28 protein-coding genes and 1 tRNA gene are annotated in these 24,432 nt (G+C 60.6%); 27 read left to right on the plus strand and 2 right to left on the minus strand.

Annotated features, from left to right (window positions below; translation table 11 throughout):
* Window positions 1-100 precede the first annotated feature (100 nt).
* The 10 genes from ACUIAF_RS08050 (at window position 101) to dapC (ending at window position 10,975) form a co-directional block, all read left to right on the plus strand.
* Window positions 101-1,369: an ABC transporter substrate-binding protein gene (locus ACUIAF_RS08050; protein ID WP_157930023.1), complete on the plus strand. Its 1,269-nt coding sequence runs from the start codon at window positions 101-103 to the stop codon at window positions 1,367-1,369.
* A gap of 72 nt (window positions 1,370-1,441) precedes the next feature.
* Window positions 1,442-2,362 carry a carbohydrate ABC transporter permease gene (locus tag ACUIAF_RS08055; protein ID WP_110417617.1) on the plus strand — a complete coding sequence of 307 codons (921 nt, stop codon included), beginning with the start codon at window positions 1,442-1,444 and terminating at the stop codon, window positions 2,360-2,362.
* 3 nt (window positions 2,363-2,365) lie between these two features.
* Window positions 2,366-3,367, plus strand: coding sequence for a carbohydrate ABC transporter permease (locus ACUIAF_RS08060; RefSeq protein WP_015022372.1), 1,002 nt, complete (start codon window positions 2,366-2,368; stop codon window positions 3,365-3,367).
* A gap of 8 nt (window positions 3,368-3,375) precedes the next feature.
* Window positions 3,376-5,001, plus strand: coding sequence for a glycoside hydrolase family 43 protein (locus ACUIAF_RS08065; protein WP_110417616.1), 1,626 nt, complete (start codon window positions 3,376-3,378; stop codon window positions 4,999-5,001).
* A gap of 180 nt (window positions 5,002-5,181) precedes the next feature.
* Entirely contained in the window at window positions 5,182-5,400 is a 219-nt protein-coding gene (locus ACUIAF_RS08070) for a hypothetical protein (RefSeq protein WP_445338524.1), read from the plus strand.
* Window positions 5,378-5,899, plus strand: coding sequence for an Ig-like domain-containing protein (locus ACUIAF_RS08075; RefSeq protein WP_445338526.1), 522 nt, complete (start codon window positions 5,378-5,380; stop codon window positions 5,897-5,899). Before ACUIAF_RS08070 ends, ACUIAF_RS08075 begins: the two co-directional genes overlap by 23 nt.
* Before the next feature lie 110 nt (window positions 5,900-6,009).
* Window positions 6,010-7,626: a UxaA family hydrolase gene (locus ACUIAF_RS08080; RefSeq protein ID WP_445338528.1), complete on the plus strand. Its 1,617-nt coding sequence runs from the start codon at window positions 6,010-6,012 to the stop codon at window positions 7,624-7,626.
* Between the two features lie 224 nt (window positions 7,627-7,850).
* The gene (locus ACUIAF_RS08085) at window positions 7,851-9,374 is read left to right on the plus strand and encodes an amino acid permease (protein WP_110417613.1); all 1,524 of its coding nucleotides are present in this window, start codon (window positions 7,851-7,853) and stop codon (window positions 9,372-9,374) included.
* Between the two features lie 57 nt (window positions 9,375-9,431).
* Window positions 9,432-9,749, plus strand: coding sequence for a ferredoxin (fdxA, locus tag ACUIAF_RS08090; RefSeq protein ID WP_015022367.1), 318 nt, complete (start codon window positions 9,432-9,434; stop codon window positions 9,747-9,749).
* 71 nt (window positions 9,750-9,820) lie between these two features.
* Entirely contained in the window at window positions 9,821-10,975 is a 1,155-nt protein-coding gene (dapC, locus tag ACUIAF_RS08095; protein WP_445338530.1) for a succinyldiaminopimelate transaminase, read from the plus strand.
* Here dapC and dinB read toward each other — a convergent pair.
* Window positions 10,972-12,243, minus strand: coding sequence for a DNA polymerase IV (gene dinB, locus ACUIAF_RS08100; protein ID WP_445338531.1), 1,272 nt, complete (start codon window positions 12,241-12,243; stop codon window positions 10,972-10,974). The two genes, dapC and dinB, sit on opposite strands and share 4 nt — an antisense overlap.
* 225 nt (window positions 12,244-12,468) lie before the next feature.
* On the opposite strand from dinB, the gene ACUIAF_RS08105 reads away from it, so the two are divergent.
* Window positions 12,469-12,555, plus strand: a tRNA-Ser gene (locus ACUIAF_RS08105).
* A 220-nt stretch (window positions 12,556-12,775) separates the two neighbouring features.
* Here the strand turns inward: ACUIAF_RS08105 and ACUIAF_RS08110 are convergent.
* Window positions 12,776-13,438, minus strand: a complete 663-nt coding sequence (locus tag ACUIAF_RS08110; protein ID WP_110417610.1) for an IMPACT family protein — start codon at window positions 13,436-13,438, stop codon at window positions 12,776-12,778.
* Between the two features lie 108 nt (window positions 13,439-13,546).
* Between ACUIAF_RS08110 and ACUIAF_RS08115 the strand changes: the two genes are divergently transcribed.
* From ACUIAF_RS08115 to rplN, 16 genes are all read left to right on the plus strand, one after another.
* Entirely contained in the window at window positions 13,547-14,179 is a 633-nt protein-coding gene (locus tag ACUIAF_RS08115; protein ID WP_015022363.1) for an AbrB family transcriptional regulator, read from the plus strand.
* 202 nt (window positions 14,180-14,381) lie between these two features.
* On the plus strand, window positions 14,382-14,831 hold the full coding sequence (gene rplM, locus ACUIAF_RS08120) for a 50S ribosomal protein L13 (protein WP_045935716.1): 450 nt from the start codon (window positions 14,382-14,384) through the stop codon (window positions 14,829-14,831).
* Window positions 14,832-14,851: 20 nt separating this feature from the next.
* Window positions 14,852-15,343: a 30S ribosomal protein S9 gene (gene rpsI, locus ACUIAF_RS08125; RefSeq protein WP_015022361.1), complete on the plus strand. Its 492-nt coding sequence runs from the start codon at window positions 14,852-14,854 to the stop codon at window positions 15,341-15,343.
* A 320-nt stretch (window positions 15,344-15,663) separates the two neighbouring features.
* Window positions 15,664-18,393 carry a bifunctional acetaldehyde-CoA/alcohol dehydrogenase gene (gene adhE, locus ACUIAF_RS08130; protein ID WP_445339192.1) on the plus strand — a complete coding sequence of 910 codons (2,730 nt, stop codon included), beginning with the start codon at window positions 15,664-15,666 and terminating at the stop codon, window positions 18,391-18,393.
* A gap of 284 nt (window positions 18,394-18,677) precedes the next feature.
* Complete coding sequence (gene rpsJ / locus ACUIAF_RS08135) at window positions 18,678-18,986, plus strand: 30S ribosomal protein S10 (RefSeq protein ID WP_006295278.1); 309 nt, start codon at window positions 18,678-18,680, stop codon at window positions 18,984-18,986.
* A gap of 16 nt (window positions 18,987-19,002) precedes the next feature.
* A complete protein-coding gene (rplC, locus tag ACUIAF_RS08140) occupies window positions 19,003-19,656 on the plus strand; it encodes a 50S ribosomal protein L3 (RefSeq protein WP_110417607.1) in 654 nt (217 codons plus the stop codon).
* Window positions 19,657-19,660: 4 nt separating this feature from the next.
* Window positions 19,661-20,335, plus strand: coding sequence for a 50S ribosomal protein L4 (rplD, locus tag ACUIAF_RS08145; RefSeq protein WP_015022358.1), 675 nt, complete (start codon window positions 19,661-19,663; stop codon window positions 20,333-20,335).
* A 5-nt stretch (window positions 20,336-20,340) separates the two neighbouring features.
* Window positions 20,341-20,643, plus strand: a complete 303-nt coding sequence (gene rplW, locus ACUIAF_RS08150) for a 50S ribosomal protein L23 (RefSeq protein WP_015022357.1) — start codon at window positions 20,341-20,343, stop codon at window positions 20,641-20,643.
* 35 nt (window positions 20,644-20,678) lie between these two features.
* Window positions 20,679-21,509, plus strand: a complete 831-nt coding sequence (rplB, locus tag ACUIAF_RS08155) for a 50S ribosomal protein L2 (protein ID WP_015022356.1) — start codon at window positions 20,679-20,681, stop codon at window positions 21,507-21,509.
* Window positions 21,510-21,524: 15 nt separating this feature from the next.
* A complete protein-coding gene (rpsS, locus tag ACUIAF_RS08160; RefSeq protein WP_015022355.1) occupies window positions 21,525-21,803 on the plus strand; it encodes a 30S ribosomal protein S19 in 279 nt (92 codons plus the stop codon).
* 21 nt (window positions 21,804-21,824) lie between these two features.
* On the plus strand, window positions 21,825-22,184 hold the full coding sequence (rplV, locus tag ACUIAF_RS08165; protein ID WP_015022354.1) for a 50S ribosomal protein L22: 360 nt from the start codon (window positions 21,825-21,827) through the stop codon (window positions 22,182-22,184).
* Window positions 22,184-23,029, plus strand: a complete 846-nt coding sequence (gene rpsC / locus ACUIAF_RS08170) for a 30S ribosomal protein S3 (protein WP_445338534.1) — start codon at window positions 22,184-22,186, stop codon at window positions 23,027-23,029. The genes rplV and rpsC overlap by 1 nt, the downstream gene beginning before the upstream one ends.
* 3 nt (window positions 23,030-23,032) lie before the next feature.
* On the plus strand, window positions 23,033-23,452 hold the full coding sequence (rplP, locus tag ACUIAF_RS08175) for a 50S ribosomal protein L16 (RefSeq protein WP_015022352.1): 420 nt from the start codon (window positions 23,033-23,035) through the stop codon (window positions 23,450-23,452).
* Entirely contained in the window at window positions 23,452-23,715 is a 264-nt protein-coding gene (gene rpmC, locus ACUIAF_RS08180) for a 50S ribosomal protein L29 (protein ID WP_015022351.1), read from the plus strand. Before rplP ends, rpmC begins: the two co-directional genes overlap by 1 nt.
* Window positions 23,716-23,717: 2 nt before the next feature.
* Window positions 23,718-23,984: a 30S ribosomal protein S17 gene (gene rpsQ / locus ACUIAF_RS08185; RefSeq protein WP_015022350.1), complete on the plus strand. Its 267-nt coding sequence runs from the start codon at window positions 23,718-23,720 to the stop codon at window positions 23,982-23,984.
* 79 nt (window positions 23,985-24,063) lie between these two features.
* Complete coding sequence (gene rplN / locus ACUIAF_RS08190) at window positions 24,064-24,432, plus strand: 50S ribosomal protein L14 (protein WP_015022349.1); 369 nt, start codon at window positions 24,064-24,066, stop codon at window positions 24,430-24,432.

Below are 24,432 nucleotides of genomic sequence, written 5' to 3' on the forward strand. Positions count from 1 at the left end.
CTTGAGCGTTTGTGCCGGGCTGGCTATGATCATCGGTCTATCGGCTTGCGGAGGCGGCGGTAATTCCTCCTCGTCAAAAGTCGCCAAGGAAAACAGTGGCATGACGATGAGCGATGTGAACAAGGCGCTCAAGTCCGACAAGAAGGTGACACTGAACTTCTGGACATGGCGTTACGACATCGAGCAGGCCAATATCGACGCCTTTCAGGCTAAGTACCCTAATATCAAGATCAACGTGACGCAAACCGGTGCTTCGTCAGATCACTACACGAAGTTTCAGAACATATTGAAGTCAGGCAAGGATGTTCCTGACATCGTCCAGCTGGAGTATGACTACCTGCCCCAGTTCGCAGTGACGAATTCCCTCCTGAACTTCGCGGACAAGAGCATTGAGTCCGACATGGGCAAACTTTACAATGACGCAGCCTGGAAAAATGTCCATGTAGCCGACGGACTGTATGGCACCCCGTTGGATCAGGGGCCCGAGGTCATGTTTGTTCGTCATGACGTTCTGGATCAGTTCGGTCTGAAGGTGCCTACCACCTGGAAGGAATTCGAGGAAGAAGGCATCGCCCTGCATAAGGCCGATCCCAACAGGTACATGAGCTTCATAGACACCACCGATGTTCGCTACATGGCTTCCATCATCCGTCAGTCCGGCGCCAAGCCATGGACCGTCAAGGGCGTTCAGGATGTGACGCTTGACATGACCAATTCCAAGGTCAAGGAGGCCGTCGATTTCATTCAAAAGCTGATCGATGAGGATGTGCTTGAGCCGGTGGCCAATAAGAGCGACCAGTACAACCGCGGATTCGCCCAGGGCCGATGGGGCATCCAGTTCGATGGTTGCTGGAAGGGCACCTCCTTCGTCCAGCAGCAGCCCTCCCTCAAGGGGAAGTTTGAAGTGGCCCTCCCGCCGGCATGGGGCGATGGATCCACTGGTCTGAAGACCGGCGAAATAGGCGGATCGCTGCTTTCCGTAACCTCAAAGTGCGCCAAGGAGAAGCAGGCCGCAGCCGTCGCCTTCATCAACTGGATGGGTTCGGATAAGCAGTCCATCGATCTTTTCCAGAAGACGGGAAGCTTCTTCAACGCGGCCAAATCCTTCCAGACGGACAAGGATGCCGCCAATGTGCCCAACGACTACTTTGGCGGTCAGAAGGTCAATGCGGTCTACTTCAAGTCGGCTGATGCCCTCAATGCCGACTGGTCGGTTCTTCCCTTCAACTCACAGTACGCCACGGACTTCAAGGATATTGTCGTGCCGCAAATGAAGAAGGGCGGAGACCTGTTCGGCTCCTTCTCCAAGTGGCAGTCTTCCCTGAAGACCTATGCCGATGGGCAGGGCTTCAAGATCACCGCCAAGTAGCAGTGGATATAGCCCCGCAGGCCGGCTTGGCCTCGGGGCTTCCATTTTGAACTTTCAAGAAAGGAAAGCGCCATGAGCGCAGCGAGTGTATCCGCGGGACCCGGGTCTCGGGTGAAATCGCGCAAGGAACGGCTCCAGCACATTGGAATGTTGTGGTGCCTGCCTTACGTGATCGTCTTCCTCGGCGGAACGATAATCCCGATGGTCTATGCCTTTTATCTGGGTCTGTTCAAGCAGCAGATGATAGGCGGCGAGCAGTTCACAGGCTTCGCCAATTACATCAGGGCCCTGAAGGACCCCCTGCTTTGGGACGGTTTCAAGCGGGTTGCCGTATTTGCGATCATTGAAGTGCCGCTCATGACCTTCCTTGCCCTCCTGGCGGCCTTGATGCTGGATTCCCAGAGGATTCGGCATGTGGCCATCCCGCGCATCCTGCTCTTCCTGCCCTATGCGGTTCCCAATGTCATCGCCGCTCTGATGTGGAGCTACATTTACGGCACCGACTATGGCCTGATTGGACAGTTCTTCAGACTCTTCAACGGGCACGCGCCCAATATGATGTCCAAGGAGCTGATGATCTTCGCCATGATCAACATCAGCATCTGGGTATCCATGGGGTACAACACCTTGATTTATTATTCGTCCTTGAAGGCTCTGCCCGAGGAGCTCTACGAATCGGCCAGAGTGGACGGAGCCTCCGAGTTCAGAATCGCCTGGTCCGTCAAGATTCCGCAGATCCGTTCCTCGGTGGTCATGACCCTGCTCTTCAACATCATCTATGCGCTGCAGCTGTTCAACACGCCCAGCATGATGCAGACCATTGCGCCTGAGGTCGTGACCAGCTACTACACGCCCAACCTGTACACCTATTCCCTGGCTTTCAGCGGCAATGATCTGAATTACGCGGCTGCCGTCTCTCTGGTCGTCGGTCTGTTCACCATGATCATCATCACCGTTGTCAAGACCCTGGGCAACCGCTGGGAGGAGAGGTAAACCATGTCCAGTACACAAACCGAATCCCGACCCAGGCCCGCCCAAAGGCGGTCTGCATCACTGAGCAGGCGGGATGCTAAATTAGCGCGGAAGGATCATGCCATAAGGCTGCGGAAGGCCTCCGGTGGCAATGGCGTCCCGGTCCGTCTGACCCCAGCGCAAAAGGTCATGGATATCCTCCTGCACCTGATCATGCTGATCATGGTCATTTACTGTCTGATCCCCTTGATCTGGCTGGTCTTCTCCTCGACCAAGACCAATGAGGGACTCTACAGCTCCCCCGGGCTTTGGTTCTCTGACCAAAACGCCTTCTTCCAGAATATCCATGACGTGTTCGTTTTCCAGGATGGAACTTACGGCCGTTGGCTGATCAACACCCTGGTCTATGCAATCGTAGCCGGCTTGGGAGCCACGCTCTTCGCCACTTTCGCCGGGTATGCCATTGCCACCATGAAGTTCCACGGCCGTAAAGCCCTGCTTTGGGTCACGCTGATTTTCATGTCGATACCTTCTACGGTCATCACGGTTCCCCTCTTCCTCCTGTACTCGAAGATAGGCATGACCAATACACCGTGGGCCGTCATCATTCCTCAGCTGTCCAACCCCTTTGGTCTGTACTTGATGATCATCTATGCTCAGACTTCCATCCCCATATCCCTGGTGGAGGCCGCGAGGATCGATGGCGCCAACACCTGGACCATATTCTGGAAGATTGCCATGCCTCTGCTTGCCCCCGGTTTTGTTACCACACTCCTCTTCGCCCTGGTCAGTGTCTGGAACAACTATTTCCTGCCTCTGATCATGCTCTCCGATGTCAAGGACTACCCACTGACTGTGGGCCTGAACGTCTGGATGAAGATGGGGGGCGACGCCACCTACCATGTGGTGCCCAACAATATGATTCTGACAGGGTCACTGATAGCCATCGTGCCGTTGATCATCGCCTTCCTCTTCCTGCAGCGGTACTGGCAATCCGGTCTTTCGGCCGGCGCGGTCAAGCAGTGAGGAATGTTATGAGCAGTCTGACCAATCCCATCATCCCGGGATTCCATCCCGACCCATCCGCCCTCCAAGTGGGGAAGGACTATTACATAGCCAATTCCACCTTCGAATGGTGGCCAGGGGTCGACATATATCACTCGACAGACTTGGTGAACTGGCAGTGGGTGTGCTCGCCCCTGACCCGGACCAGCCAGGTCGACCTGATGGGGGATCCGAATGCGGGGGCTATCTGGGCGCCTCATCTCTCCTATGCCAAGGGATTGTACTGGCTGGTCTTCACCGATGTGAAGACCGGGACCATATATAAGGACACGCTGAACTACATTGTCACTGCCCCTTCCATTACCGGACCCTGGTCCGATCCGGTCTTTGTAACGGCTTCCGGCTTCGACCCCTCCCTCTTCCATGATGAGGATGGGCGTTCGTGGTTCGTCAATATGCTCTATGACTGGCGAATGGACCATGAGCGTTTCGCCGGCGTGGTCATTCAGGAGTTTGATACCGACGCCAAGCGTCTGGTCGGACCTCGCCGCCACATCTTTCGGGGCACGAGTCTGGGGGTCTGTGAGGGACCGCAGATCTATCGTCGACACGGCTACTACTATCTGGTATGCGCAGCTGGTGGAACCGAGTGGAATCATGCAGCCACAGTGGTGCGTTCACGCAAACTGACAGGACCTTGGGAGGAATCCCCCCATACGCCTCTGATCACTTCCAGGGACGATCCGGACGGGCCCATCCAGAAGGCAGGGCACTGCAGTCTTTTGGAATACAAGGGTCAATGGTACATAGCCTATCTCTGCTCGCGTCCTCTGGGCCGCAGGGGTGATTGCGTTCTGGGCAGGGAGACCAGCCTGGATCCCATCGTCTGGGATGAGGACGACTGGCCGCTCCTTGCGAATGGCGGTCATAATCCTTCTCTTCATGTGGAAGTCAAGGGGAGCACGGCCAAACAGGTTGTGGATTATTCCGAATCCGTCCGATTTACGCCGACCAGCGGCCTGCCTGCCTCCTTCAAGACCCTTCGTGGCCCTCTGCGCCCTGAGCTCGATTATTCCCTTAAGGAGCGTCCGGGTTGGCTGCGGCTCCATGGCGGTCAGAGCCTGTCCAGCCTGCACAGGCAGACCCTGCTGGCCCGTCGCTGGCAGACCTTCGACTTTGATGCCTTTACCTGGATGGAGTTCGAACCTGCCAACTTCCAGCAGACCGCCGGCCTGGTCCTCTTTTACGACACTGCCAACTGGATGTACGCTTACGTCACTGCACAGGAGGAGGAGCGTGACTGCCCGGTGGTCCGTGTCCTCATCAACGAAGGGAATCACTTTGGGTTCGGGAGCGACTTGCTGCCTCTTCAGCCTGGTGTGGGTGTGGGCCTTGCAGTGAAAGTCCGGGGATCGAGGGCCCGCTTCTATTTCGGTCAGGACCCGGACGACTTCCAGGGTGAACGCAAGAAGCTCCAGCCTTTGGGGGACACCCTGCCAGCCAACCATCTCAGTGATGACCACGTAGGAGCGCTCCGTGGGAAGACCGTCTTCTCCGGAGCCATGGTCGGCATCTGTGCCCAGGATATGGATGCCCATTGTTCATATGCCGACTTCAAAGGTTTTGGCTATAAGGAGGTGTCAAGGGATCGATAAGAGCTGCAGCATTCAATAGGCCCACCTGGGCGCAAGGGGATCCATGCCGCAAGACTTTTCGAGCTGAATGGCGGACCAGGTCTGCCGGAAATGCATGTTCACAACGTTTGTGGGCCTTTGTGCTTCTCGTGCAGTGACAGCGCCCAAGGGGCCAATAACGGTTTTCAAGGAGGAAAACTGATGATTCGAAGACGATATTCCGCCGTCTGGGCTGCTATAGCTGCAGTGACCATGTTGGCGGGTATGGGCTCCATGGGAGTCACCGGCGTTCAAACCGCTTGGGCGGACGACACTGGTCCCATCGCGGTTTTCCACCATTGCGATTTGCATCCCGTTCTGAACGGATACGTGACTGCCGCCGGCCACGCCGATCACTGTGGATGCTCAGGGTTCCACTGACCAAGGCGTTACGCTGAATGCGACCCTGGTGCCTTATGCACAGAGCGAGGATGGGGCCAGGCTCTCCTTCAAGGCCAAGGATCAGCCTCGGCACGGTCTGCTTACCATGCGTGGGGACGGTACCTTCTCCTATACTCCTCAGCCAGGATTCAGCGGGGGCGATCAGTTTACCTTCCAGGCCTTCAACAGGGACGTTGCTTCCAACGTATCCACCTTTGTGATCACGGTCAGGCCGGGTTCGGATTCCGGTTCTGCGGGAATGAGTGGTGGAGACAATGCCGGCGGGACAGGGACGGTCAAGCCCGGGCCCGCCCATCCGGTCGGGAAGACGGACAAGGGAGGAAAGAACCGATTCTCAACAGGGTCGAAGGATCCAGGTTCGGCTCTTTCCCGGACCGGTACGGATGTGACCCGGCTCGTCCTGGCTTCTGTTGCAGGAATCCTCATGGGGCTGGCCGCCCTGATTGGGATTAACCGGCATCCAAGGTCGGAACGCTAGTCGAATATGGCCCCGGACCCCGCCTCGGAGGAGGGGGACCGGGGCCTTTTTCTGCGCAAAGGTTGGCAACAAAGTGACCGGTATCTTAGAAGGTTCGTTAGTTTGAGAGCATGAGTGAGGCAAAGAGGCAATGCATGATTCCAGAGGGCGGCTCCACAGGATTCGTCTCCACATGCGGCGACGGCAAAGCCACTGGTTTGAAGCATGACTATATCAAGGATATACCGGCGCGGACCGGTCAGGACACAATCCTGCTTAATCCTACGGATATGGTGGCTGTCGCTGCCAGGAATCTGGAGCCCGGCGAAAGGGTCCTGGTCGAGGGGCATGGCGAGGTGACGGTGCTTGACCAAATTCCCCGTGGACACAAACTAGCGCTTCAGGACATTGCCAAGGGTGAGGACGTCATCAAGTATGGCTATGCCATAGGCCATGCCAAGGAGGCTATCAGAACGGGGCAATGGGTCCATACACACAATCTGGCCACCAACCTGGGCGCCGACCTGACCTACCGTTATCAGCCGGTTACCGACACGGTCAAACCGGGCAGTCCGACCGGGACTTTCCAAGGATACCGGCGCGCGACGGGCAAGGTAGGCATCCGCAACGACCTCTATATCGTCCCAACCGTAGGTTGCATCAACAGTCTGTGCAACGCCATGGCACGGTCTTTCTCAGCCCGCCATCCCGGCAACGGATTCTTTGACTCGGTGATCGTGGCGCGTCATCCTTATGGATGCTCCCAACTCGGCGGCGATCTGGTCTACACCAGGCGTTGTCTTCAGGACATCGCCACACATCCCAACGCCGGGGGTGTGCTCCTCGTCGGTCTGGGGTGTGAGAACAATCAGATGGAGGACATGCTGAGCACCTTGGGGGAGTATGACGCGAACCGGGTTCGTTGGATCATATGCCAGGAGGTGGAGGACGAGCTGGATGAGGCCGATGCCCTCCTGGACAAGATTAACGAGGCGGCCAAAGATGATCACCGTGAAGAGGTGCCCCTGTCCGAACTCAAGGTCAGCGTCAAGTGCGGCGGGTCCGATGGAATGTCAGGCATCACCGCCAACCCGCTGGTCGGTCGGTTCGCTGAATGGGTGGTTACCCAGGGCGGTTCCGTGGTCCTGGCCGAGGTTCCTGAAATGTTCGGGGCCGAGCAGGTCCTGATGAGCCAGGCACGCGACGAGCAGGTCTTCCATGATGTCGTCGACCTTATCAACAATTTCAAGGGATTCTTCCGCAAATACGGCGAAGTCATATCCGACAACCCCTCTCCAGGCAACAAGGAGGGTGGAATAACCACTCTGGAGGATAAATCCTTGGGATGCATCCGCAAAGGCGGTCGTTGCGAGGTCGAGGATGTGCTCAACTATGGCGACCATATCTCCAGACCCGGGCTCTCACTGTTGCAGACGCCAGGCAACGACCTTGTCTCCAGTACGGGAATGGCTGCGGCCGGAGCGCAGGTGGTCCTCTTCACTACTGGACGGGGCACTCCCTTCGGAACCTTCGTGCCTACTGTGAAAGTAGCCACCAACACGCCTTTGGCCACCAAGAAGCATCGTTGGATTGACTTCGATGCCGGCCGTCTTCTGGATGAGCCAGGTGATCGGGTTTTCAATGATTTCCGCGAGAAGGTCATTGCAGTGGTCAACGGTGAGCAGACCTGCAATGAGCGTAACGGCATGCAGGATATCGCCATATTCAAGGATGGCCCGACTGAATAAAGTACGGGTTGTATCCAGTGGACACCCCGGTCGGAACGGCTGGGGTGCCTTGTTGTCTACTTGTCTATTGGCGGATTGCTGCGCCTGGATCGAGTCGTCGATTCCGGAAGGCCTGCCAGCGGGTAATATCCCGAAATGAGCAAAATCCGGAGTTGTGCGCCCCCATCTCCTATAGTGATGGGCCGGAGGAGTTTGCGGCACAATAAGTCACGATTGGGAGCAGGATGGAATTATTCAGGAAGAAATCCGTTGAACAGACCCTGGCGGAGACCGGGGAGGAAGGCAGGTCGCTCAAGCGGACGCTGACCACCTGGGATCTGGCCATCATGGCCGTCGCAGTGGCCGTGGGCGCTGGCATCTTCTCGGTGGGGGCCCAGGCGGCGGCCTTCCATGCGGGTCCGGCCGTCATCATCTCCTTCGTCATCGCAGGCATCGTCTGCGCGGCAGCCGTCATGTGCTACGCGGAGTTCGCCTCCATGATCCCGGTTTCAGGCTCGGCCTACACCTTCACCTACAACACCATGGGCGAACTGGTGGCTTGGATCATCGGCTGGGACCTGATTCTGGAGATGCTCATGGCCGCTTCGGTCATCTCCAAGTACTGGGGCGTCTACCTGAACGACTTCATCCATCTAATGGGGGGCACCTCGTTCAGCTCCAGCTTCCATGTGGGCGGCATGGATGTGGACCTGGCCCCGCTGGTGGTCGTCACCCTCTTCACGGTCCTTCTGGTCCTGGGCACCAAGCTCTCGGCCCGGTTCGACGGTGCCTTGACCGTCCTCAAAATCGGCATCGTGGTCTTCGTCATTGTGGTGGGCTTCTTCTACGTCAAGGTGGACAACTATCGGCCCTTCATCCCGCCTTCTGAGCCGGCCTCGGCCGTTCCGGGGGCCAGCGTGCCAGGAATCATGGGTCAGCCCCTCTGGCAGTGGGTTTCCGGCATGCAGCCCACAATCTACGGTGTCCCCGGCATCCTCTCAGGCGCCGCCTTGGTCTTCTTCGCCTTTGTGGGCTTTGATATCGTCGCCACCACCTCCGAGGAGGCCAAGGAGCCCCATAAGACCATTCCCCGTGGAATCGGCCTGGGCATGCTGATCGTCATCACCCTGTACATCCTGGTCGCCATCGTCACCACCGGCATGGTCTCCTACAAGGATCTGGCCAAGGCCAAGAACCCTTCCCTGGCAACCGGCTTCGAGATGGTGGGCGCTCCCTGGGCTGCCAAGATCATCTCCTTCGGCATTGTGGTGGGGCTGACCACCGTGGTCATGGTGCTCCTGCTGGGGCTGACCCGCATCGTCTTCGCCATGAGCCGCGACGGGCTTCTTCCCCGTGCCCTCTCCCGCACTGGCCGCCATGGCACGCCTGCACGCATCCAGATCCTGGGCGGCATCGTGGTGGCCGTGGTGGCCTCCTGCTTCCCCATCGACGTCTTGTCCGACATGGTCAACATCGGCACGCTCTCGGCCTTCCTGTTGGTGGCCATCTCCCTGCCCATCATGCGCAAGCGTCGGCCTGACCTGCCCCGGTCATTCAAGATGCCCGGCAACCCCTGGGTGCCCATTCTGATCGCTCTGGCCTGCCTCTGGCTCATGCTCAACCTGACCGTGCTGACCTGGATCCGGTTCGTGGTCTGGTTGGCTGCGGGCCTGGCCATCTACTTCGGCTACTCCTATCGGCACTCCCTGCTCGGCCGCCATCAGCTCAGCGGGAAGATATCCAAGGCCACCCAGGCCGGTCTTCACTGACCTGGAGCGTCGGCGCTGGAGTGTAGAGTGAATATTCGCATACTCAGGAGGTAACCTATGACCTACGTCATCGCTCAGCCCTGCGTGGATGTCAAGGACAAGGCCTGCGTGGACGAATGCCCGGTGGACTGCATCTATGAGGGCGTCCGTTCGCTCTACATCAACCCCAACGAGTGCGTGGACTGCGGCGCCTGCGAGCCGGTCTGCCCGGTGGAGGCCATCTTCTACGAGGACGACCTGCCCGAGGAGTGGACCTGGTATAAGGATGCGGCGACTGATTTCTTCGCCCAGGTGGGGGATGCCGGCGGTGCTGCTGCGGTCGGTCCCTACGATCACGATCCGGAGGGTGTGGCAGCCCTGCCACCCAACAAGTAGTTGAAATGAGGCTGACGAGCCGCGGATGGGAGTCATCCCGCCGCGGCTTATTTATACGAGGAAGGCGGGCCATGGGTTTTCACTCTTTTGAATCCCCCTATGACTGGTCAAGGATTGACCCCTACCGTCGGCGTGCGGAGCAATGCACCGGTGGTCTGGTGGACCTGTCGGTGGGTTCGCCGGTGGATCCTGTGCCCAGGTCGGTCAAGGAGGCCTTGGCGGCGGCTGCGGATGACGGCCAGGCACGGGGATATCCAAAAACCGCCGGTGACGCCCCCCTGAGGCAGGCCGCGGCCGACTGGTTCCGACGTCGCCGCAGAGTCGATCTGGATGCCCTGGGGGCGGATCTGGTGCCCACGGTCGGGTCCAAGGAGGCGGTGGCGCTCATGGCCTCACTCCTGCATCTGGGACCGGGGGACCGGGTGGTGCAGCCGACGGTATCCTATCCCACCTATGCCATCGGAACCCAGCTGGCCGGGGCCCGGGTGACGACCGTGGACGATCCTGTTGATACGGATTCATGGGTGAATCTGCCCGGCGTTCGAGCAATATGGATCAATTCTCCGGGCAACCCCAGTGGTCGAATCATCGGCCGAGCCGGGTTGGCTAAGATCGTACGGGCGGCCCGTTCTATAGGGGTCACGGTCCTGAGTGACGAGTGCTATGCCCTGCTGGATTGGTCAGGGCCCGCCCAGGCTGGGCAGGATGCGCAGATTCCTGCCTCGCCCTGCATACTGGAGTCTGAAGTCTGTGGCGGCGATGCCAGTGGGATACTCTGTCTGTACTCGATGAGCAAGCAGTCCAACATGGCCGGATACAGGGCGGCTCTGGTGGCCGGCGATGCTCGTCTGGTGGAGGCCATGACCGCCTACCGCAAGCAGATGGGGCTGATTGTGACAGGTCCGGTGCAGCGGGCCATGCGGGCCGCCTTGGAGGACGGTGAGGCTGTGATGGCCCAGCGTGGCGTCTACGCCAGTCGTCTGCATGCCCTGGCTGAAGCTCTCAGATCTTACGGATACGATGCCGTCATGCCTCAGGGAGGCCTGTATATCTGGGTGCAAGCCCGTTCGGGCGACTGTTGGGCCGATATGGCGGACCTGTCCCGTCTTGGTATTCTGGCCAGTCCAGGGGAGTTCTATGGGGACGGCCACTATCTGCGATTCTCGTCAACCATCACTGACGAGCAGCTGGAGCTGGCCTTAGGACGTCTGCGTAGCGCCGCTTAGAGGCCCATGCTGACTGAGCCCTTGCCATAGCGGCTTCTGATGGAGTCCATGGTGGCCTCTGCCTGATCCAGGCGCTGAGACTCGCTGCCGGTGTGACGTTTGCCCTCGTGGATGATGTCGTCCAGGGATGGCTGGATGGGGGTGTCCTCCACCCGGCTCAGACCGGATGCGCTGACACCGGCCAGACGAATCAGCCTGGGCAGGGGGGTATCCATGGGCACGCCATCGGGCAGCCCCAACATGGCCTTGAGCAGACCGACCGCTTGCGGATAGATCCGGTTGGCTGAGTTGACCGGGGTTTCCAGGGTGTGGGCCTTGGTCATATAGCGCAGATCATCGAAGCGCAGTTTGACGGTGATGGTCCGGGCGATCAGGTCGTGTGATCGCAGTCCGGTGGCCACCTCGTTGCTGCAGACGCGCAGGAGGTCGCAGACCTGTTTCATGCTGGTGGTGTCGTGCAGAAAGGTGCGTTCCGCGCCCAGGGACTTCTCTGGCGCTCGCGGCTGGACCGGATCGTCGTCCAATCCGTGGGAGGCCTGTGCCAGCTTCCGGGCTGTAACTGTTGAACCTGTGGCCCGGGTCAGATCCCGTTCGCTCATGGTGGCCAGGTCGGCTACATCCTTGATGGCCCAGGCGTTCAGCCGCTTCTCCAGGGCCGGTCCTATGCCGGGAATGCCGCGCAGGGGCATCAGCTGGACGAACTCGGCCTGGCGGGCCTTGGGAATCAGCAGCATGCCATCGGGTTTGGCGTTGGTGGAGGCCATCTTGGCCACAAGCTTGTTGGTGGCGATGCCCACCGAGCAGGTCACGTGGAATTGGCGGGCCACGCTGGCTCGGATCCACCTGGCGATGGCTGTGGGCATGCCCCAGCGCATGAGCGCCCCGGACACGTCCATGTAGCACTCGTCTACCGAGACCTGCTCGATCTGATCGGTGATTCGTGAGAAAACCGTATCAAATATCCGTCTTGAGATGCTCTGGTAATAGGTCATGTCAACCGGAAGGAAGACCCCTTGGGGGCACAGTCGCCTGGCACGCGCCAGGGGCATGGCCGAGTTGATGCCGAAGGCCCTGGCCTCGTAGCTGGCCGCGGAGACCACCGAACGCTGCCCGGTGCCGATGATGACCGGCCGGCCTTGCAATTGCGGGTGTCGAGCGACTTCGCAGGAGGCATAGAAGGCATCCATATCGATGTGCAGTACCGTGCAGCCGGTCTCGTCATGTCCCCAGTCCTTCTTGGCGGCTGCAAGCCTTGGTGCGGTACTCATAGCTCCATGATAGGAGGAGGTCCCGGAGGAACATGCGATAAATTATTCTCATACGTAAATTCTTGGAAAAGATTCACTTTTATGGTTTTAATCCATGAAAATAAACGAATCCGTTCCCTGCTCGCCGCTTTCAGCCGCCCCGGCGAGTCAGGTCGGTAAATCATGGTATTCTATTGTTCTGTTCTCGAAACTCTGGGGCTAAGGTCCTGGCTCGGGAGCCTACATGGAGACGTGCCTGAGTGGCCGAAAGGGGCACCCTGCTAAGGTGTTGACTGCGCAAGCGGTCCAGGAGTTCGAATCTCCTCGTCTCCGCCTGATGACCGGTGATCGCTTATTATGCACGATTGCCGGTCTTAGTCCTTCTCAAAGGTCTTTCTTGTTCTGTGCTCTTTTCTGTAATTTCTATATCTTTGCCCGGGTCACGGTCTGGCAAGGTCATAGTCCGCACGGCGGAGGACCGGCGATACTTGGCATGAGCCTGTCTGGCAGGTAGACCGCAGCCGGGCAACGGCTGTATGGCTCGTCTTGGCCATCATGAAGCAGATGAAGCCCTGTCCTCAGACAGAGGAATCAGCCTGCGGCCTTCACCGAGGGCACTGGGCTGGGCCCGGCCCTGCAGAAGGTCGGCCAACCGTCCATCAAAGGACGGCACCGCTGCGGGTTCCAGGTCGTAGGTCAAGCGCACCCGGTCAGTGAAGTCTTCGGTCTCCACGTGGCCCCCGGAGTTGCGGATCAGACGGCAGAGGGAGTCGTACTCCGGGTAGTCCACAGTGATCGTGAACCGTTGCGTCGGGAGCACGCGTGCCGATCTCGCCGCCTCGAGCGCCAGGGAGGCTGCTGAGGAATAGGCTCGGATCAACCCCCCTGACCCTAGAAGGATCCCCCCGAAGTATCGGGTAACGGTCAGGACGCAGTCGGTCAGCCCCTGCCGACGCATGACCTCAAGCATGGGCTTGCCGGCCGTTCCGGAGGGCTCTCCGTCATCGCTCATGCGCTCGCTGGTGCGGCCCTCGGGCCCCCAGATTGCGCAGTGGCAGACGTGTCGGGCCTTGGGGTGCTGTAAGCGCACCTCCTGGACGAATGCCATGGCCGCCTCCTGGTCCTCTATATGGCAGGCCTGGCCAATGAACTCGGACTTCCGCTCGGTCAGAGAGCCTGTGGCCGGTTTCTGCGGCCTATCCAGTATGGTGAGCAAATCGGCTTGCCTCCTATGCCTATCGTCTCCTCGGTTCCTGCGCTATCTCCATGCTAGAGGGGGTTCCGGGCCGAGTCTGTTATCAGGGAGACGACCTAAGCTGGCCGCATGACCAATCCCCAGGACCAACCGGAAACCGAATCCCCGTCAGCCGGCAAGCCCCACGAGGCCCTGACCGTTTTCTATGAAAGGCTCAGGCACTCCACCGATACGGACGAACTGCACGAATTCGCCCGGAGCCCTCTGCCCGACAGGTCCGACCAGGCCGCCTTCTCCCGCTTCACGGCACTGCTGGAGGCCGTGGCCGGCAACGAGCACACGCCGGTGGAGGACAGGATCTACCTGGCGCAAACCATGCCCTTCCCCAACATTCTGGTCAAGCTCTCCCAGGATTCCAGCCCGGAGGTCCGTCGGGCCGTGGCCGCCAACAAGGATGACAAGAACTGGCTGGCCGGTCTGCTCACCAAGGACGAGGATGCAGGAGTCAGGGCTGCTGCGTTGACCAATCCCATGACCTCCTGGAAGATGCGCCTGGAGGGTGCCCAGGACGAGCGCACTGATGCTGATACTTTGGACTTTCTGGGAGCCCTCGGCACTCGCGATGAGCAGAATGCCCCCCATGTGCTGGCCGCCATGGTCCGCCGGGCCGTGGCTCTGAATCCCAACACCAGGCAGGCCACCCTCGACGCCCTTCGCCAGGACCCGGACGGGCAGGTGGCACGGGCGGCAGCCACCCGCTGAGACCGGGACGACGCGAATTTTGACGAACGGCACTCAGGCGTTACAATAATGGATTGTTGTGTTTCCCTAAGGGGTCCTCAAAGCGCTTTTCCCACTCGCCGTCTAGGACTTTAAGGGAGCCCACGGAATACATGGCTTTCGGCCAGCATGGCAGCATGCGGCGCAGAGAGCCCGAAACACAATGCAAGGAAAAGGTTGAATCGTGAAGACTTTCACCCCGAAACCAGCCGATCTGACACATGACTGGTATATCGTCGACGCCTCCGGTGTGGTGCTGGGGCGTCTGGCAGCCCAGGTGGCCGATCTGCTGCGCGGCAAGAACAAGCCCACCTATGCGCCCTACGCCGACTCCGGCAACAACGTCATCGTCATCAACGCGTCCAAGATGGTACTGACGGGCAACAAGAGCGACAAGGTGCTCTACACCCACTCCGGCCGTCCCGGCGGTCTGCGTCGCGACTCCTATGGGCAGTTGATGGAGCACAACCCCGAGCGCATCATCATGACGGCGGTCAAGGGAATGCTGCCCAAGAACAAGCTGGCCAAGGTCCAGCTGACCAGGCTGCGGGTCTTCGCAGGCGAGGAGCATCCTCACACCTCGCAGCAGCCCATTGAGTACAAGATCCATCAGGTCGCCCAGCAGGCCAAGTAGGACCAGAGGAGATAATCACCATGGCTGACAACAACAACAGCTCCGCGGTTCTCGAGGCCGAGGAGACCAGCGCTTCCTACACTTCCGAGACCAACGCCGGCGCAGGCACCGGCACCTCCGCAATCGAGCCGGGCTACGGCACCGGCCGCCGCAAGGAGGCAGTCGCCCGCGTCCGTCTGATTCCGGGCTCCGGCAAGTGGAGCATCAACGGGCACACCCTGGAGGAGTACTTCCCCAGCAAGCTGCATCAGCGCGAGGTCAACTCGCCTATCGTGCTGCTCAAGCTCGAGAACAAGTTCGACGTGGTTGTGCGCGTAGAGGGCGGCGGCGTGACCGGCCAGGCCGGCGCAGTTCGTCTGGGCGTCGCACGCGCCCTGAACGCCATCGACCGGGACGCCAATCGCCCTGCCCTGAAGAAGGCCGGGTTCCTGACCCGCGACGCCCGCGTGGTGGAGCGCAAGAAGGCCGGTCTGCACAAGGCCCGTCGAGCTCCGCAGTTCTCCAAGCGCTGACGTTCGCAGTTTCTTCCATCCCCGAGGTTCTCACGGACCTTGGGGATTTTTCTTGCCTGGATTCACGCCTGGACGGCCCAGTCTGAAGCGAACGCTAAAGCGCACGTTGCAGTGTGGAAAATGACCAGAAAAACAACGGATTCCCACACGACACGCTTCAAGCGAACGTTCGCTCATCCTGGGGCTCAATGGTGCCCCCTCCGGTCTATATTGTGACTTTCGTCACGTTATGACGGATGCCTTTCGTGGACCGGCATCCGCGGAACATGAGGAGGGCCAATACCTTGGCTGGAACGCAGAAGCAGAAGCATGAGCAACAAATGAAGGATCCGGCAGCAGGCAGGGATGGTGGCCGGGTCGACAGCAGTGAGCTGGCCAGCAGGGAGGTGGATGCTCTGGTCGTCCGCGCGCAGTCGGCTTTACGCGCCTTTGAGGAGCTCAACCAGGAACAGGTGGATCGGATTGTGGCCAAGGCCTCGATCGCGGCCCTGAACAAGCATCTGTCCCTGGCACAGATGGCCGTGGAGGAGACCGGGCGCGGTCTGGTGGAGGACAAGGCCACCAAGAACATCTTCGCCTGCGAGCATGTGACCAACTACCTGGCCAGGCAACGCACCGTGGGCATCATCGGCGAAAACGACGTGGACGGCATCATCGAGGTGGCCGAGCCGGTGGGTGTAGTGGCTGGCGTGACTCCGGTTACCAACCCCACCTCGACTGCCATTTTCAAGTCGTTGCTGGCCCTGAAGACCCGCTGCCCCATCATCTTCGGATTCCACCCCTACGCCCAGTGCTGTTCGGTGGAGGCGGCCCGGATCGTCCGCGATGCCGCTATCGAGGCAGGCGCTCCTCAGAATTGCATCCAGTGGATCGAGCATCCCTCAGTCGAGGCCACCGGCGCGCTCATGCGGCATCCCGGCGTGGCCACCATTCTGGCCACCGGAGGCACCGGCATGGTCAAGGCCGCCTACTCTTCGGGCAAGCCTGCCCTGGGCGTAGGAGCCGGCAATGCCCCTGCCTATGTGGACCGCAGGGTCAACGTCCCCAGGGCCGTCAACGACCTGATTCTGTCCAAGCATTTTGACTATGGCATGATCTGCGCCACAGAGCAGGCCATCATCGCCCATCAGGATGTGTATGACCGGGTGATCCAGGAGATGAAGCGGCGCAAGGCCTACTTCGTCAACCCTGAGGAGAAGGCCATGCTGGAGGAGTACATGTTCGGCGTGCGGGCCCATGCCGGTGCCGATGCGTCTGCTCCCAGGCTCAACTCCGAGGTTCCGGGCAAGTCCCCCCAGTTCATCGCCCGTCAGGCCGGCTTCGAGATACCCGAGGATGCGACCATCCTGGCTGCCCAATGCGACCAGGTCGGCCCCGTGGAGCCCCTGACCTTGGAGAAGCTGGCTCCGGTTCAGGCTGTACTCAAGGCCAGCAACAAAGAGGAGGGCTTCACCCTCTGCGAGCAGATGCTGCGCTACGGCGCCGGGCACACGGCAGCCATTCACACCGATGACGAGAGGCTGGTGCGTGAGTACGGTCAGCGCATGCACGCCTGCCGGATCGTCTGGAACCAGCCCAGCTCCCTGGGTGGCATCGGCGACATCTACAATGCCATCGCCCCCTCCTTGACCCTGGGCTGCGGCTCCTATGGCGGCAACTCGGTCTCGGGCAACGTCCAGGCGGTCAATCTGATCAACATCAAGCGGATTGCGCGGAGGAACAACAACATGCAGTGGTTCAAGGTGCCCCCCAAGACCTACTTCGAGCCCAACTCCGTCCGCTATTTGCGCGACATGTTCGGCATCCGACGTGCCGTCATCGTCTGTGACAAGGTCATGGAGCAGCTGGGGATCGTGGACAAGATCATCGATCAGCTGCGGGCCCGGTCCGAGCCGGTCACCTTCCGGATCATTGACTACGTAGAGCCGGAGCCCAGCGTCGAGACGGTGGAGCGCGGTGCGGCCATGATGCGCGATGAGTTCCGTCCCGACACGATTATCGCCGTGGGCGGTGGCAGTCCCATGGACGCGGCCAAGATCATGTGGCTGCTCTATGAGCACCCGGAGATCTCCTTTGCCGATGTCCGGGAGAAGTTCTTCGACATCCGCAAGCGGGCCTTCAAAATTCCGCCCCTGGGCACCAAAGCCAGGTTGGTCTGCATTCCCACCTCCTCGGGCACGGGTTCGGAGGTCACCCCATTCGCGGTCATCACCGACCATAAGACCGGATACAAGTACCCCGTCACCGACTACGCCCTGACTCCCAGCGTGGCCATCGTGGATCCGGTTCTGGCCCGTACCCAGCCCAAGAGCCTGGCCTGCGACTCGGGCTTCGATGCCCTGACCCACTGCATGGAGGCCTTCGTCTCGGTCTATGCCAATGACTACACCGACGCCATGGCCCTGCATGCGGCCAAGCTGATCTGGGACAACCTGGAGCCTGCCGTAGGCACCGCCGGCGGCGAGGCCAAGGTGCGCGCCCAGGAGAAGATGCATAATGCGGCGACCATGGCTGGCATGGCCTTCGGTTCGGCCTTCCTGGGCATGTGCCACGGCATGGCGCATACCATCGGAGCCCTCTGCCATGTGGCCCATGGGCGCGCCAACTCCATCCTCCTGCCCTATGTGATCCGTTACAACGGACGGATCCCGGACGAGCCGACCAGCTGGCCCAAGTACAGCGAGTATGTGGCCCCGGAGCGCTACAGGCAGATGGCACACGTACTGGGCATCGAATCCGCAACTACCGAGGAAGGCGTGGAGCTCTTGGCCCGTGCTGTGGAATCCTACCGGGACGAGCGCCTGGGCATGGATGCCTCCTTCCAGGCTGCCGGAGTGGACGAGGACTTCTACTGGAAGTCCCTGGATCAGATCGGCATGCGCGCCTATGAGGATCAGTGCACGCCCGCCAACCCCCGTATTCCGTTGATTGAGGACATGAAGGACATCGCTGTGGCCGCCTACTATGGGGTCAGCCAGGAGGAGGGCCACCGGATGAGGGTCGCCCGCCAAGGTGAGGATATGGTCCAGGAGGCCTCCCAGCGGGCTTGACAGTCCATAATTGAGCCGGGAGTTCTCCTGGAAGAGGCGCGACACGCCCGGATTCTTCTAGGGGAACCCTCGTGCTTTAATAAGAAAGTTGCCTGTTTTGGGCTCGCATTTTGTCAATCACAATAGCGGGTGCAGCGAGGACTCCCATCCCCACGGGATTCTCCACGGCTGCGCATGGATCCGGCTGAGGCCTGTCGGGAGGAATGTCTCCTGTGACCGTCGTTCCGTGCCCTTGAAACAGACTGGGTAATCAGTTCATAGATCGCTAGAAAGGGCGGACGGCAATGGCGGGACAGAAAATCCGCATCAGGCTAAAGTCCTATGACCATGAGGTCATCGACCAATCGGCGAAGAAGATCGTCGAGACGGTGACGAACGCGGGCGCAACTGTGGTTGGCCCCGTTCCGCTGCCGACTGAGAAGAACGTGTATGTCGTCATCCGTTCTCCTCATAAGTACAAGGACTCCCGCGAGCACTTCGAGATGCGCACCCACAAGCGCCTGATCGACATCGTGGATCCCACGCCCAAGGCTGTGGATTCGCTGATGCACATCGATCTGCCGGCGGACGTCAACATTGAAATCAAGCTGTAGGGGAGGAGGAAACCGCATGGCTGAAGAGCAGAGGAACCGCAAGGCTCTCCTGGGCCGCAAGCTGGGCATGTCCCAGGTCTGGGACGAGAACGGCTTCTTCGTCCCGGTGACCCTGGTGGACGTGTCCACCAACGTGGTGACCGCGGTCAAGAACCAGGAGAAGGACGGCTACCAGGCCATCCAGATCGGCTACGGGCAGATTGATCCCACCAAGGTGACCAAGCCGCTGGCCGGTCACTTCGCCAAGGCCGGAGTGACCCCGCGTCGTCACCTGGTTGAAGTCCGCACCGCCGATGCCGGCAGCTATCAGCCCGGCCAGGAACTGGGCCTGGATCTGTTGCCCGAGGGCAGCGAGGTCGATGTGACCGGCACCACCAAGGGCAAGGGCTTTGCCGGCACCATCAAGCGCTGGGGCTTCAAGTCCTACCGCCGTACCCATGGCTCGCACAAGAACGAGCGTCGTCCGGGTTCAGTGGGCGCCTGCGCCACGCCCAGCCGCATCCTCAAGGGCAAGCGCATGGCCGGCCGCATGGGTCATGACACCTCGACCGTCCAGAATCTGACCATCGTCTCCGCAGATGCCGAGAAGGGCGTCATCGCCATCAAGGGTGCCCTGCCCGGGCCCCGCGGTGCCATCGTCCTGGTTCGTTCGGCAGTGAAGGGAGCCTGAAACCATGGCTAAGTTGACTCTGAACATCACCGACGCCCAGGGCAAGAACACCGGGACCGTGGACGCACCCGAGCAGATCTTCGGCATTGCCGAGGAGGACGTCCGCTCGCACGTGCCGCTGATTCACCAGGTGGTCGTCGCCCAGCTGGCTGCTGCCCGCCAGGGCACGCATTCGGTCAAGACCCGGTCCACCGTCTCCGGCGGCGGCCGCAAGCCTTGGAAGCAGAAGGGCACTGGTCGTGCTCGTCAGGGCTCCATCCGCGCTCCCCAGTGGACCGGTGGCGCCATTGTCCACGGCCCGCAGCCGCGTGACTACTCCCAGCGCACCCCCAAGAAGATGAAGGCCGCAGCCCTGCGCTATGTCCTGTCCGACCGGGTCAACGCAGGACGTGTGCATGTAGTCGACTTCGGCATTGGTGAGACCCCGTCCACCAAGGCCGCCAAGGCAGCCTTGCTGCCCCTGGTCGACAACAGATTCACCACCGTCGTGCTGTCCCGTGAGAACATCAACGAGTGGCTCTCCGTCAGGAACCTGCCCACCGTCCATGTCCTCTTCGCCGATCAGCTCAACACCTACGATGTGGTCACGGCGGAGGATGTCGTCTTCAGCAAGGATGGCTTCGATGCCTTCCTGGCCGTCAAGGGCGGCGCCAAGTCCGAGACCGTCAAGGAGGCCTGATTTTCATGGCAGCTATTCACAAGCCAGCGCACGACATCATTCTGCGCCCGGTCGTCTCCGAGAAGAGCTACGCCAACTCGGATCGCGGCCAGTACACATTCGTGGTGGACCCTGATGCCAACAAGGTCGCCATCAAGCAGGCCATCGAGCAGATCTTCAACGTGAAGGTCACATCGGTCAACACCCTCAATCGGCAGGGCAAGCGGACCCGAACCCGTACGGGCTGGGGTCGTCGCGCCGCCGAGAAGCGCGCCATCGTCAAGGTGGCCGAGGGCCAGTCGATCGATGTCTTCGGTACCAACAACTGAAGGCTAGCCGAGAAAAGTTAAGGAAGAACTAGATTATGGCTATCCGTACATACAAGCCGACGACCGCGGGCCGTCGCAACGCCTCGGTTTCGGACTTTGCCGAAATCACGCGCTCCAAGCCCGAGAAGTCGCTGGTTCGCAAGCTGAGCAAGACAGGCGGACGCAACTCCTATGGTCGCGTCACCAGCCGCCACCGCGGCGGTGGGCACAAGCGCCAGTACCGCCTCATCGACTTCCGTCGCTGGGACAAGGACGGCGTACCCGCCAAGGTTGCTGAGATCGAATACGATCCCAACCGCTCGGCCCGCATTGCCCTTCTGCACTTTGCGGATGGAGAGAAGCGCTACATCATCGCACCGCAGGGAATCAAGCAGGGTGACGTCATCGAGACCGGTCCACAGGCCGACATCAAGCCCGGTAATAACCTGCCTCTGCGCAATATCCCAACCGGCACCATCGTTCATGCCATCGAGCTGCGGCCACTGGGCGGCGCCAAGATCGCCCGCTCGGCCGGTGCCGCGGTCCAGCTGGTGGCCAAGGACGGAGCCTACGCCCAGCTGCGTATGCCCTCCGGCGAAATTCGTAACGTCGACTCCCGTTGCCGCGCAACCGTGGGCGAGGTCGGAAACAACGACCATGCCAATGTCCAGCTCGGCAAGGCAGGACGTGCCCGCTGGATGGGCCGCAGGCCCATCACCCGTGGTGAATCCATGAACCCGGTCGACCACCCGCATGGTGGACGCACTCGTGGCGGCAAGCCGCCGGTGTCTCCCTGGGGCAAGGGCGAGGTCCGCACCCGCAGGCCCAAGAAGGCCTCCAACAAGATGATCGTGCGTCGTCGTCCAAATGGTAAGAACCGCAAGTAAGGGAGTGTCGGAAAGATGACTCGTAGCATCAAGAAGGGCCCATTCGTCGACGCCCACTTGCAGAAGAAAGTCGACGAGCAGAACGAAAAGGGCACCAAGAACGTCATCAAGACCTGGTCCCGTCGTTCCATGATCACCCCGGACTTCATCGGGCACACTTTCGCTGTGCACGATGGTCGCAAGCATGTCCCGGTCTTCGTCACCGAGGCCATGGTCGGCCACAAGCTCGGCGAGTTCGCCCCCACCCGGACCTTCAGGGGTCACGTGAAGGACGACAAGAAAGCACGCCGCTGAGGCGAGGGAGAGTAGAGACACATGGAAGCTAAGGCAATTGCACGTCACGTTCGCGTGACGCCTCGCAAGGCTCGCCGCGTCGTCGACCTCATCCGAGGCAAGCAGGCGACCGAGGCCGTGACCATTCTGAAGTTCGCCCCCCAGGACGCGGCCGTTCCGGTCCGCAAGTGCCTGGAGAGCGCCATCGCCAACGCGCGTGTCAAGGCGGACAAGGCCAACCAGCCCTTCCGCGAGAACGAGTTGGTGGTTCGGGAGACCTACGTGGACGAGGGCACCACCCTGAAGCGGTTCCGCGCCCGCGCCCAGGGTCGTGCGGCCCGCATCAACAAGCGGACCAGCCACATCACCGTCGTGGTGGCCGACAAGGAAGGAGCCCGATAATGGGGCAAAAGATCAACCCGTTTGGGTACCGACTCGGCATCACCGAGGAGCACCGCAGCAAGTGGTACTCCGACTCCAACAAGGCGGGGGAGCGTTACAGCGACTTCGTTCTTGAGGATGACAAGATCCGCAAGGAGATGAACAAGGACCTGGAGCGCGCAGGCGTCTCCAAGATCGTTATCGAGCGGACCCGCGACCGTGTGCGCGTCGACATCCACACCGCCCGGCCGGGTATCGTCATCGGCCGTCGTGGGGCCGAGGCCGAGCGCGTGCGTGCCAAGCTGGAGAAAATCACCGGCAAGCAGGTCCAGCTGAACATCTTCGAGGTCAAGAACGCCTCCATCGATGCCCAGCTGGTGGCTCAGGGCATCGCCGAGCAGCTGACCAACCGCGTCACCTTCCGCCGGGCCATGCGCAAGGCTCAGCAGGATGCCATGAGAGCCGGTGCCAAGGGCATCAGGATCAAGCTGTCCGGCCGTCTGGGCGGAGCCGAGATGAGCCGTTCGGAGTTCTATCGCGAGGGCCGTGTGCCCCTGCAGACTCTGCGCGCCCTGATCGATTACGGCTTCTTCGAGGCCAGGACCACCTACGGCCGCATCGGCGTCAAGGTCTGGATTTACAAGGGCGATATGACCGAGCGTCAGTTCGATGAGCAGCAGGCTCAGCAGAACAACCGTCCCGGTCGGCGCGGCGATCGTCGTCCCCGTCGTGGCGTCCGTCCCTCCGAGGGGCGTATCCGTCGCGAGCAGGATGCAGCCAAGCAGAACAGCGGTGTGGCCGTGCCGCCGGCGGCGGCTCAGGAAGAGACCGCCTCGGCACCCGTCGCAACCGAAGCAAAGGAGTGAGCCGTGCTTATCCCAAAGAGGACTAAATACCGCAAGCAGCATCGTCCGGGTCGTTCGGGCATGTCCAAGGGCGGCAACGAGATCGCTTTTGGCGATTACGGCATCCAGGCCCTGGCTCCGGCTTACCTGACCAACAGGCAGATCGAGGCGGCCCGTATCGCCATGACCCGGTACATCAAGCGCGGCGGCCGCGTCTGGATCACGGTCTTCCCGGATCGCCCCCTGACCAAGCACGCCCTGGGATCCCGAATGGGTTCCGGCAAGGGTGCGCCCGAGTTCTGGGTGGCCAATGTCCGTCCAGGCCGGGTGCTCTTCGAGATTGGCGGCGTGAGCGAGGATGTGGCCCGTGAGGCCCTTCGCCGCGCTACTGACAAGCTTCCCATGAAGTGCCGGATTATTGCACGTGAAGGCGGTGACATCTGATGTCAGTCGGAACAGCCGAGTATTCCATCAAGAATCTGAATGAAAAGACCAATGCGGAGATCGAGGATTTCCTGAAGAAGTCCAAGGAAGAGCTGTTCAACCTGCGCTTCCAGTCGGCCACCGGTCAGCTGGAGAACACCTCCCGCCTCAAGGCCGTCAAGCACGACATCGCCAGGATGTACACAGTCCTGCGTGAGCGCGAGCTGGGCATCAGCCAGGAGCCCGCCGAAGCAAAGGCCGAAAGCAAAGCTGAGGAGAAGTAAGCATGGCTGACAAGCAGGAGCGCAACTTCCGCAAGGTTCGCAGCGGCTACGTCGTGTCCGACAAGATGGACAAGACCATCACCGTAGAGCTGGAGCAGCGTTCGACCCACCCCCTGTACGGCAAGGTCGTCCGTAGCAACCGCAAGGTCAAGGCCCATGATGAGAAGAACGAGGCCCATGTGGGCGACTTCGTGAGTATCATGGAGACCCGTCCTCTGAGCAAGACCAAGCGCTGGCGTCTCGACTCCATCGTCGAGCGCGCCAAGTAACAAGTTCGGCCAGGCTCCGCATTTCATCCCGCCCCTGTGCGGGGTATCTGCGGAGAACCAGCGCGGCTAAGGAGAATCAATGATTCAGCAGGAATCGCGGCTTCAGGTCGCCGACAACACGGGTGCCAAGGAGATCCTGGCCATCCGCGTGCTCGGCGGGTCGAAGCGACGCTATGCCGGCATTGGCGACGTGATTGTCGCCACCGTCAAGGATGCCATTCCCGGCGGGTCGGTCAAGAAGGGCGAGGTCGTCAAGGCGGTCGTCGTCCGTACGGTCAAGGAGCATCGTCGTCATGACGGCTCCTACATCAAGTTCGACGAGAACGCGGCGGTCATCCTCGGCACCGGTCGTGAGCCCCGTGGCACTCGTATCTTCGGACCGGTCGGTCGTGAGTTGCGCGACAAGCGCTTCATGAAGATCGTGTCCCTGGCACCGGAGGTGATCTGA

It is taken from the genome of Bifidobacterium sp. ESL0822, from assembly GCF_052606675.1.

Bases quoted from the DNA above. Each gene is read 5' to 3' on its own strand.
- rplW (WP_015022357.1), top strand. From the start codon at position 20,341: ATGGCAGCTATTCACAAGCCAGCGCACGACATCATTCTGCGCCCGGTC.
- ACUIAF_RS08070 (WP_445338524.1), top strand. From the start codon at position 5,182: ATGATTCGAAGACGATATTCCGCCGTCTGGGCTGCTATAGCTGCAGTG.
- dinB (WP_445338531.1), bottom strand. From the start codon at position 12,243: ATGAGTACCGCACCAAGGCTTGCAGCCGCCAAGAAGGACTGGGGACAT.
- rplV (WP_015022354.1), top strand. From the start codon at position 21,825: ATGGAAGCTAAGGCAATTGCACGTCACGTTCGCGTGACGCCTCGCAAG.
- ACUIAF_RS08065 (WP_110417616.1), top strand. From the start codon at position 3,376: ATGAGCAGTCTGACCAATCCCATCATCCCGGGATTCCATCCCGACCCA.
- ACUIAF_RS08115 (WP_015022363.1), top strand. From the start codon at position 13,547: ATGACCAATCCCCAGGACCAACCGGAAACCGAATCCCCGTCAGCCGGC.
- adhE (WP_445339192.1), top strand. From the start codon at position 15,664: ATGAAGGATCCGGCAGCAGGCAGGGATGGTGGCCGGGTCGACAGCAGT.
- ACUIAF_RS08085 (WP_110417613.1), top strand. From the start codon at position 7,851: ATGGAATTATTCAGGAAGAAATCCGTTGAACAGACCCTGGCGGAGACC.
- ACUIAF_RS08080 (WP_445338528.1), top strand. From the start codon at position 6,010: ATGAGTGAGGCAAAGAGGCAATGCATGATTCCAGAGGGCGGCTCCACA.
- rplC (WP_110417607.1), top strand. From the start codon at position 19,003: ATGGCTGAAGAGCAGAGGAACCGCAAGGCTCTCCTGGGCCGCAAGCTG.
- ACUIAF_RS08055 (WP_110417617.1), top strand. From the start codon at position 1,442: ATGAGCGCAGCGAGTGTATCCGCGGGACCCGGGTCTCGGGTGAAATCG.
- rpsJ (WP_006295278.1), top strand. From the start codon at position 18,678: ATGGCGGGACAGAAAATCCGCATCAGGCTAAAGTCCTATGACCATGAG.
- rpsS (WP_015022355.1), top strand. From the start codon at position 21,525: ATGACTCGTAGCATCAAGAAGGGCCCATTCGTCGACGCCCACTTGCAG.
- rplD (WP_015022358.1), top strand. From the start codon at position 19,661: ATGGCTAAGTTGACTCTGAACATCACCGACGCCCAGGGCAAGAACACC.
- fdxA (WP_015022367.1), top strand. From the start codon at position 9,432: ATGACCTACGTCATCGCTCAGCCCTGCGTGGATGTCAAGGACAAGGCC.
- ACUIAF_RS08060 (WP_015022372.1), top strand. From the start codon at position 2,366: ATGTCCAGTACACAAACCGAATCCCGACCCAGGCCCGCCCAAAGGCGG.
- rplN (WP_015022349.1), top strand. From the start codon at position 24,064: ATGATTCAGCAGGAATCGCGGCTTCAGGTCGCCGACAACACGGGTGCC.
- rpsC (WP_445338534.1), top strand. From the start codon at position 22,184: ATGGGGCAAAAGATCAACCCGTTTGGGTACCGACTCGGCATCACCGAG.
- rpsQ (WP_015022350.1), top strand. From the start codon at position 23,718: ATGGCTGACAAGCAGGAGCGCAACTTCCGCAAGGTTCGCAGCGGCTAC.
- dapC (WP_445338530.1), top strand. From the start codon at position 9,821: ATGGGTTTTCACTCTTTTGAATCCCCCTATGACTGGTCAAGGATTGAC.
- ACUIAF_RS08050 (WP_157930023.1), top strand. From the start codon at position 101: ATGACGATGAGCGATGTGAACAAGGCGCTCAAGTCCGACAAGAAGGTG.
- rplB (WP_015022356.1), top strand. From the start codon at position 20,679: ATGGCTATCCGTACATACAAGCCGACGACCGCGGGCCGTCGCAACGCC.
- rpmC (WP_015022351.1), top strand. From the start codon at position 23,452: ATGTCAGTCGGAACAGCCGAGTATTCCATCAAGAATCTGAATGAAAAG.
- rpsI (WP_015022361.1), top strand. From the start codon at position 14,852: ATGGCTGACAACAACAACAGCTCCGCGGTTCTCGAGGCCGAGGAGACC.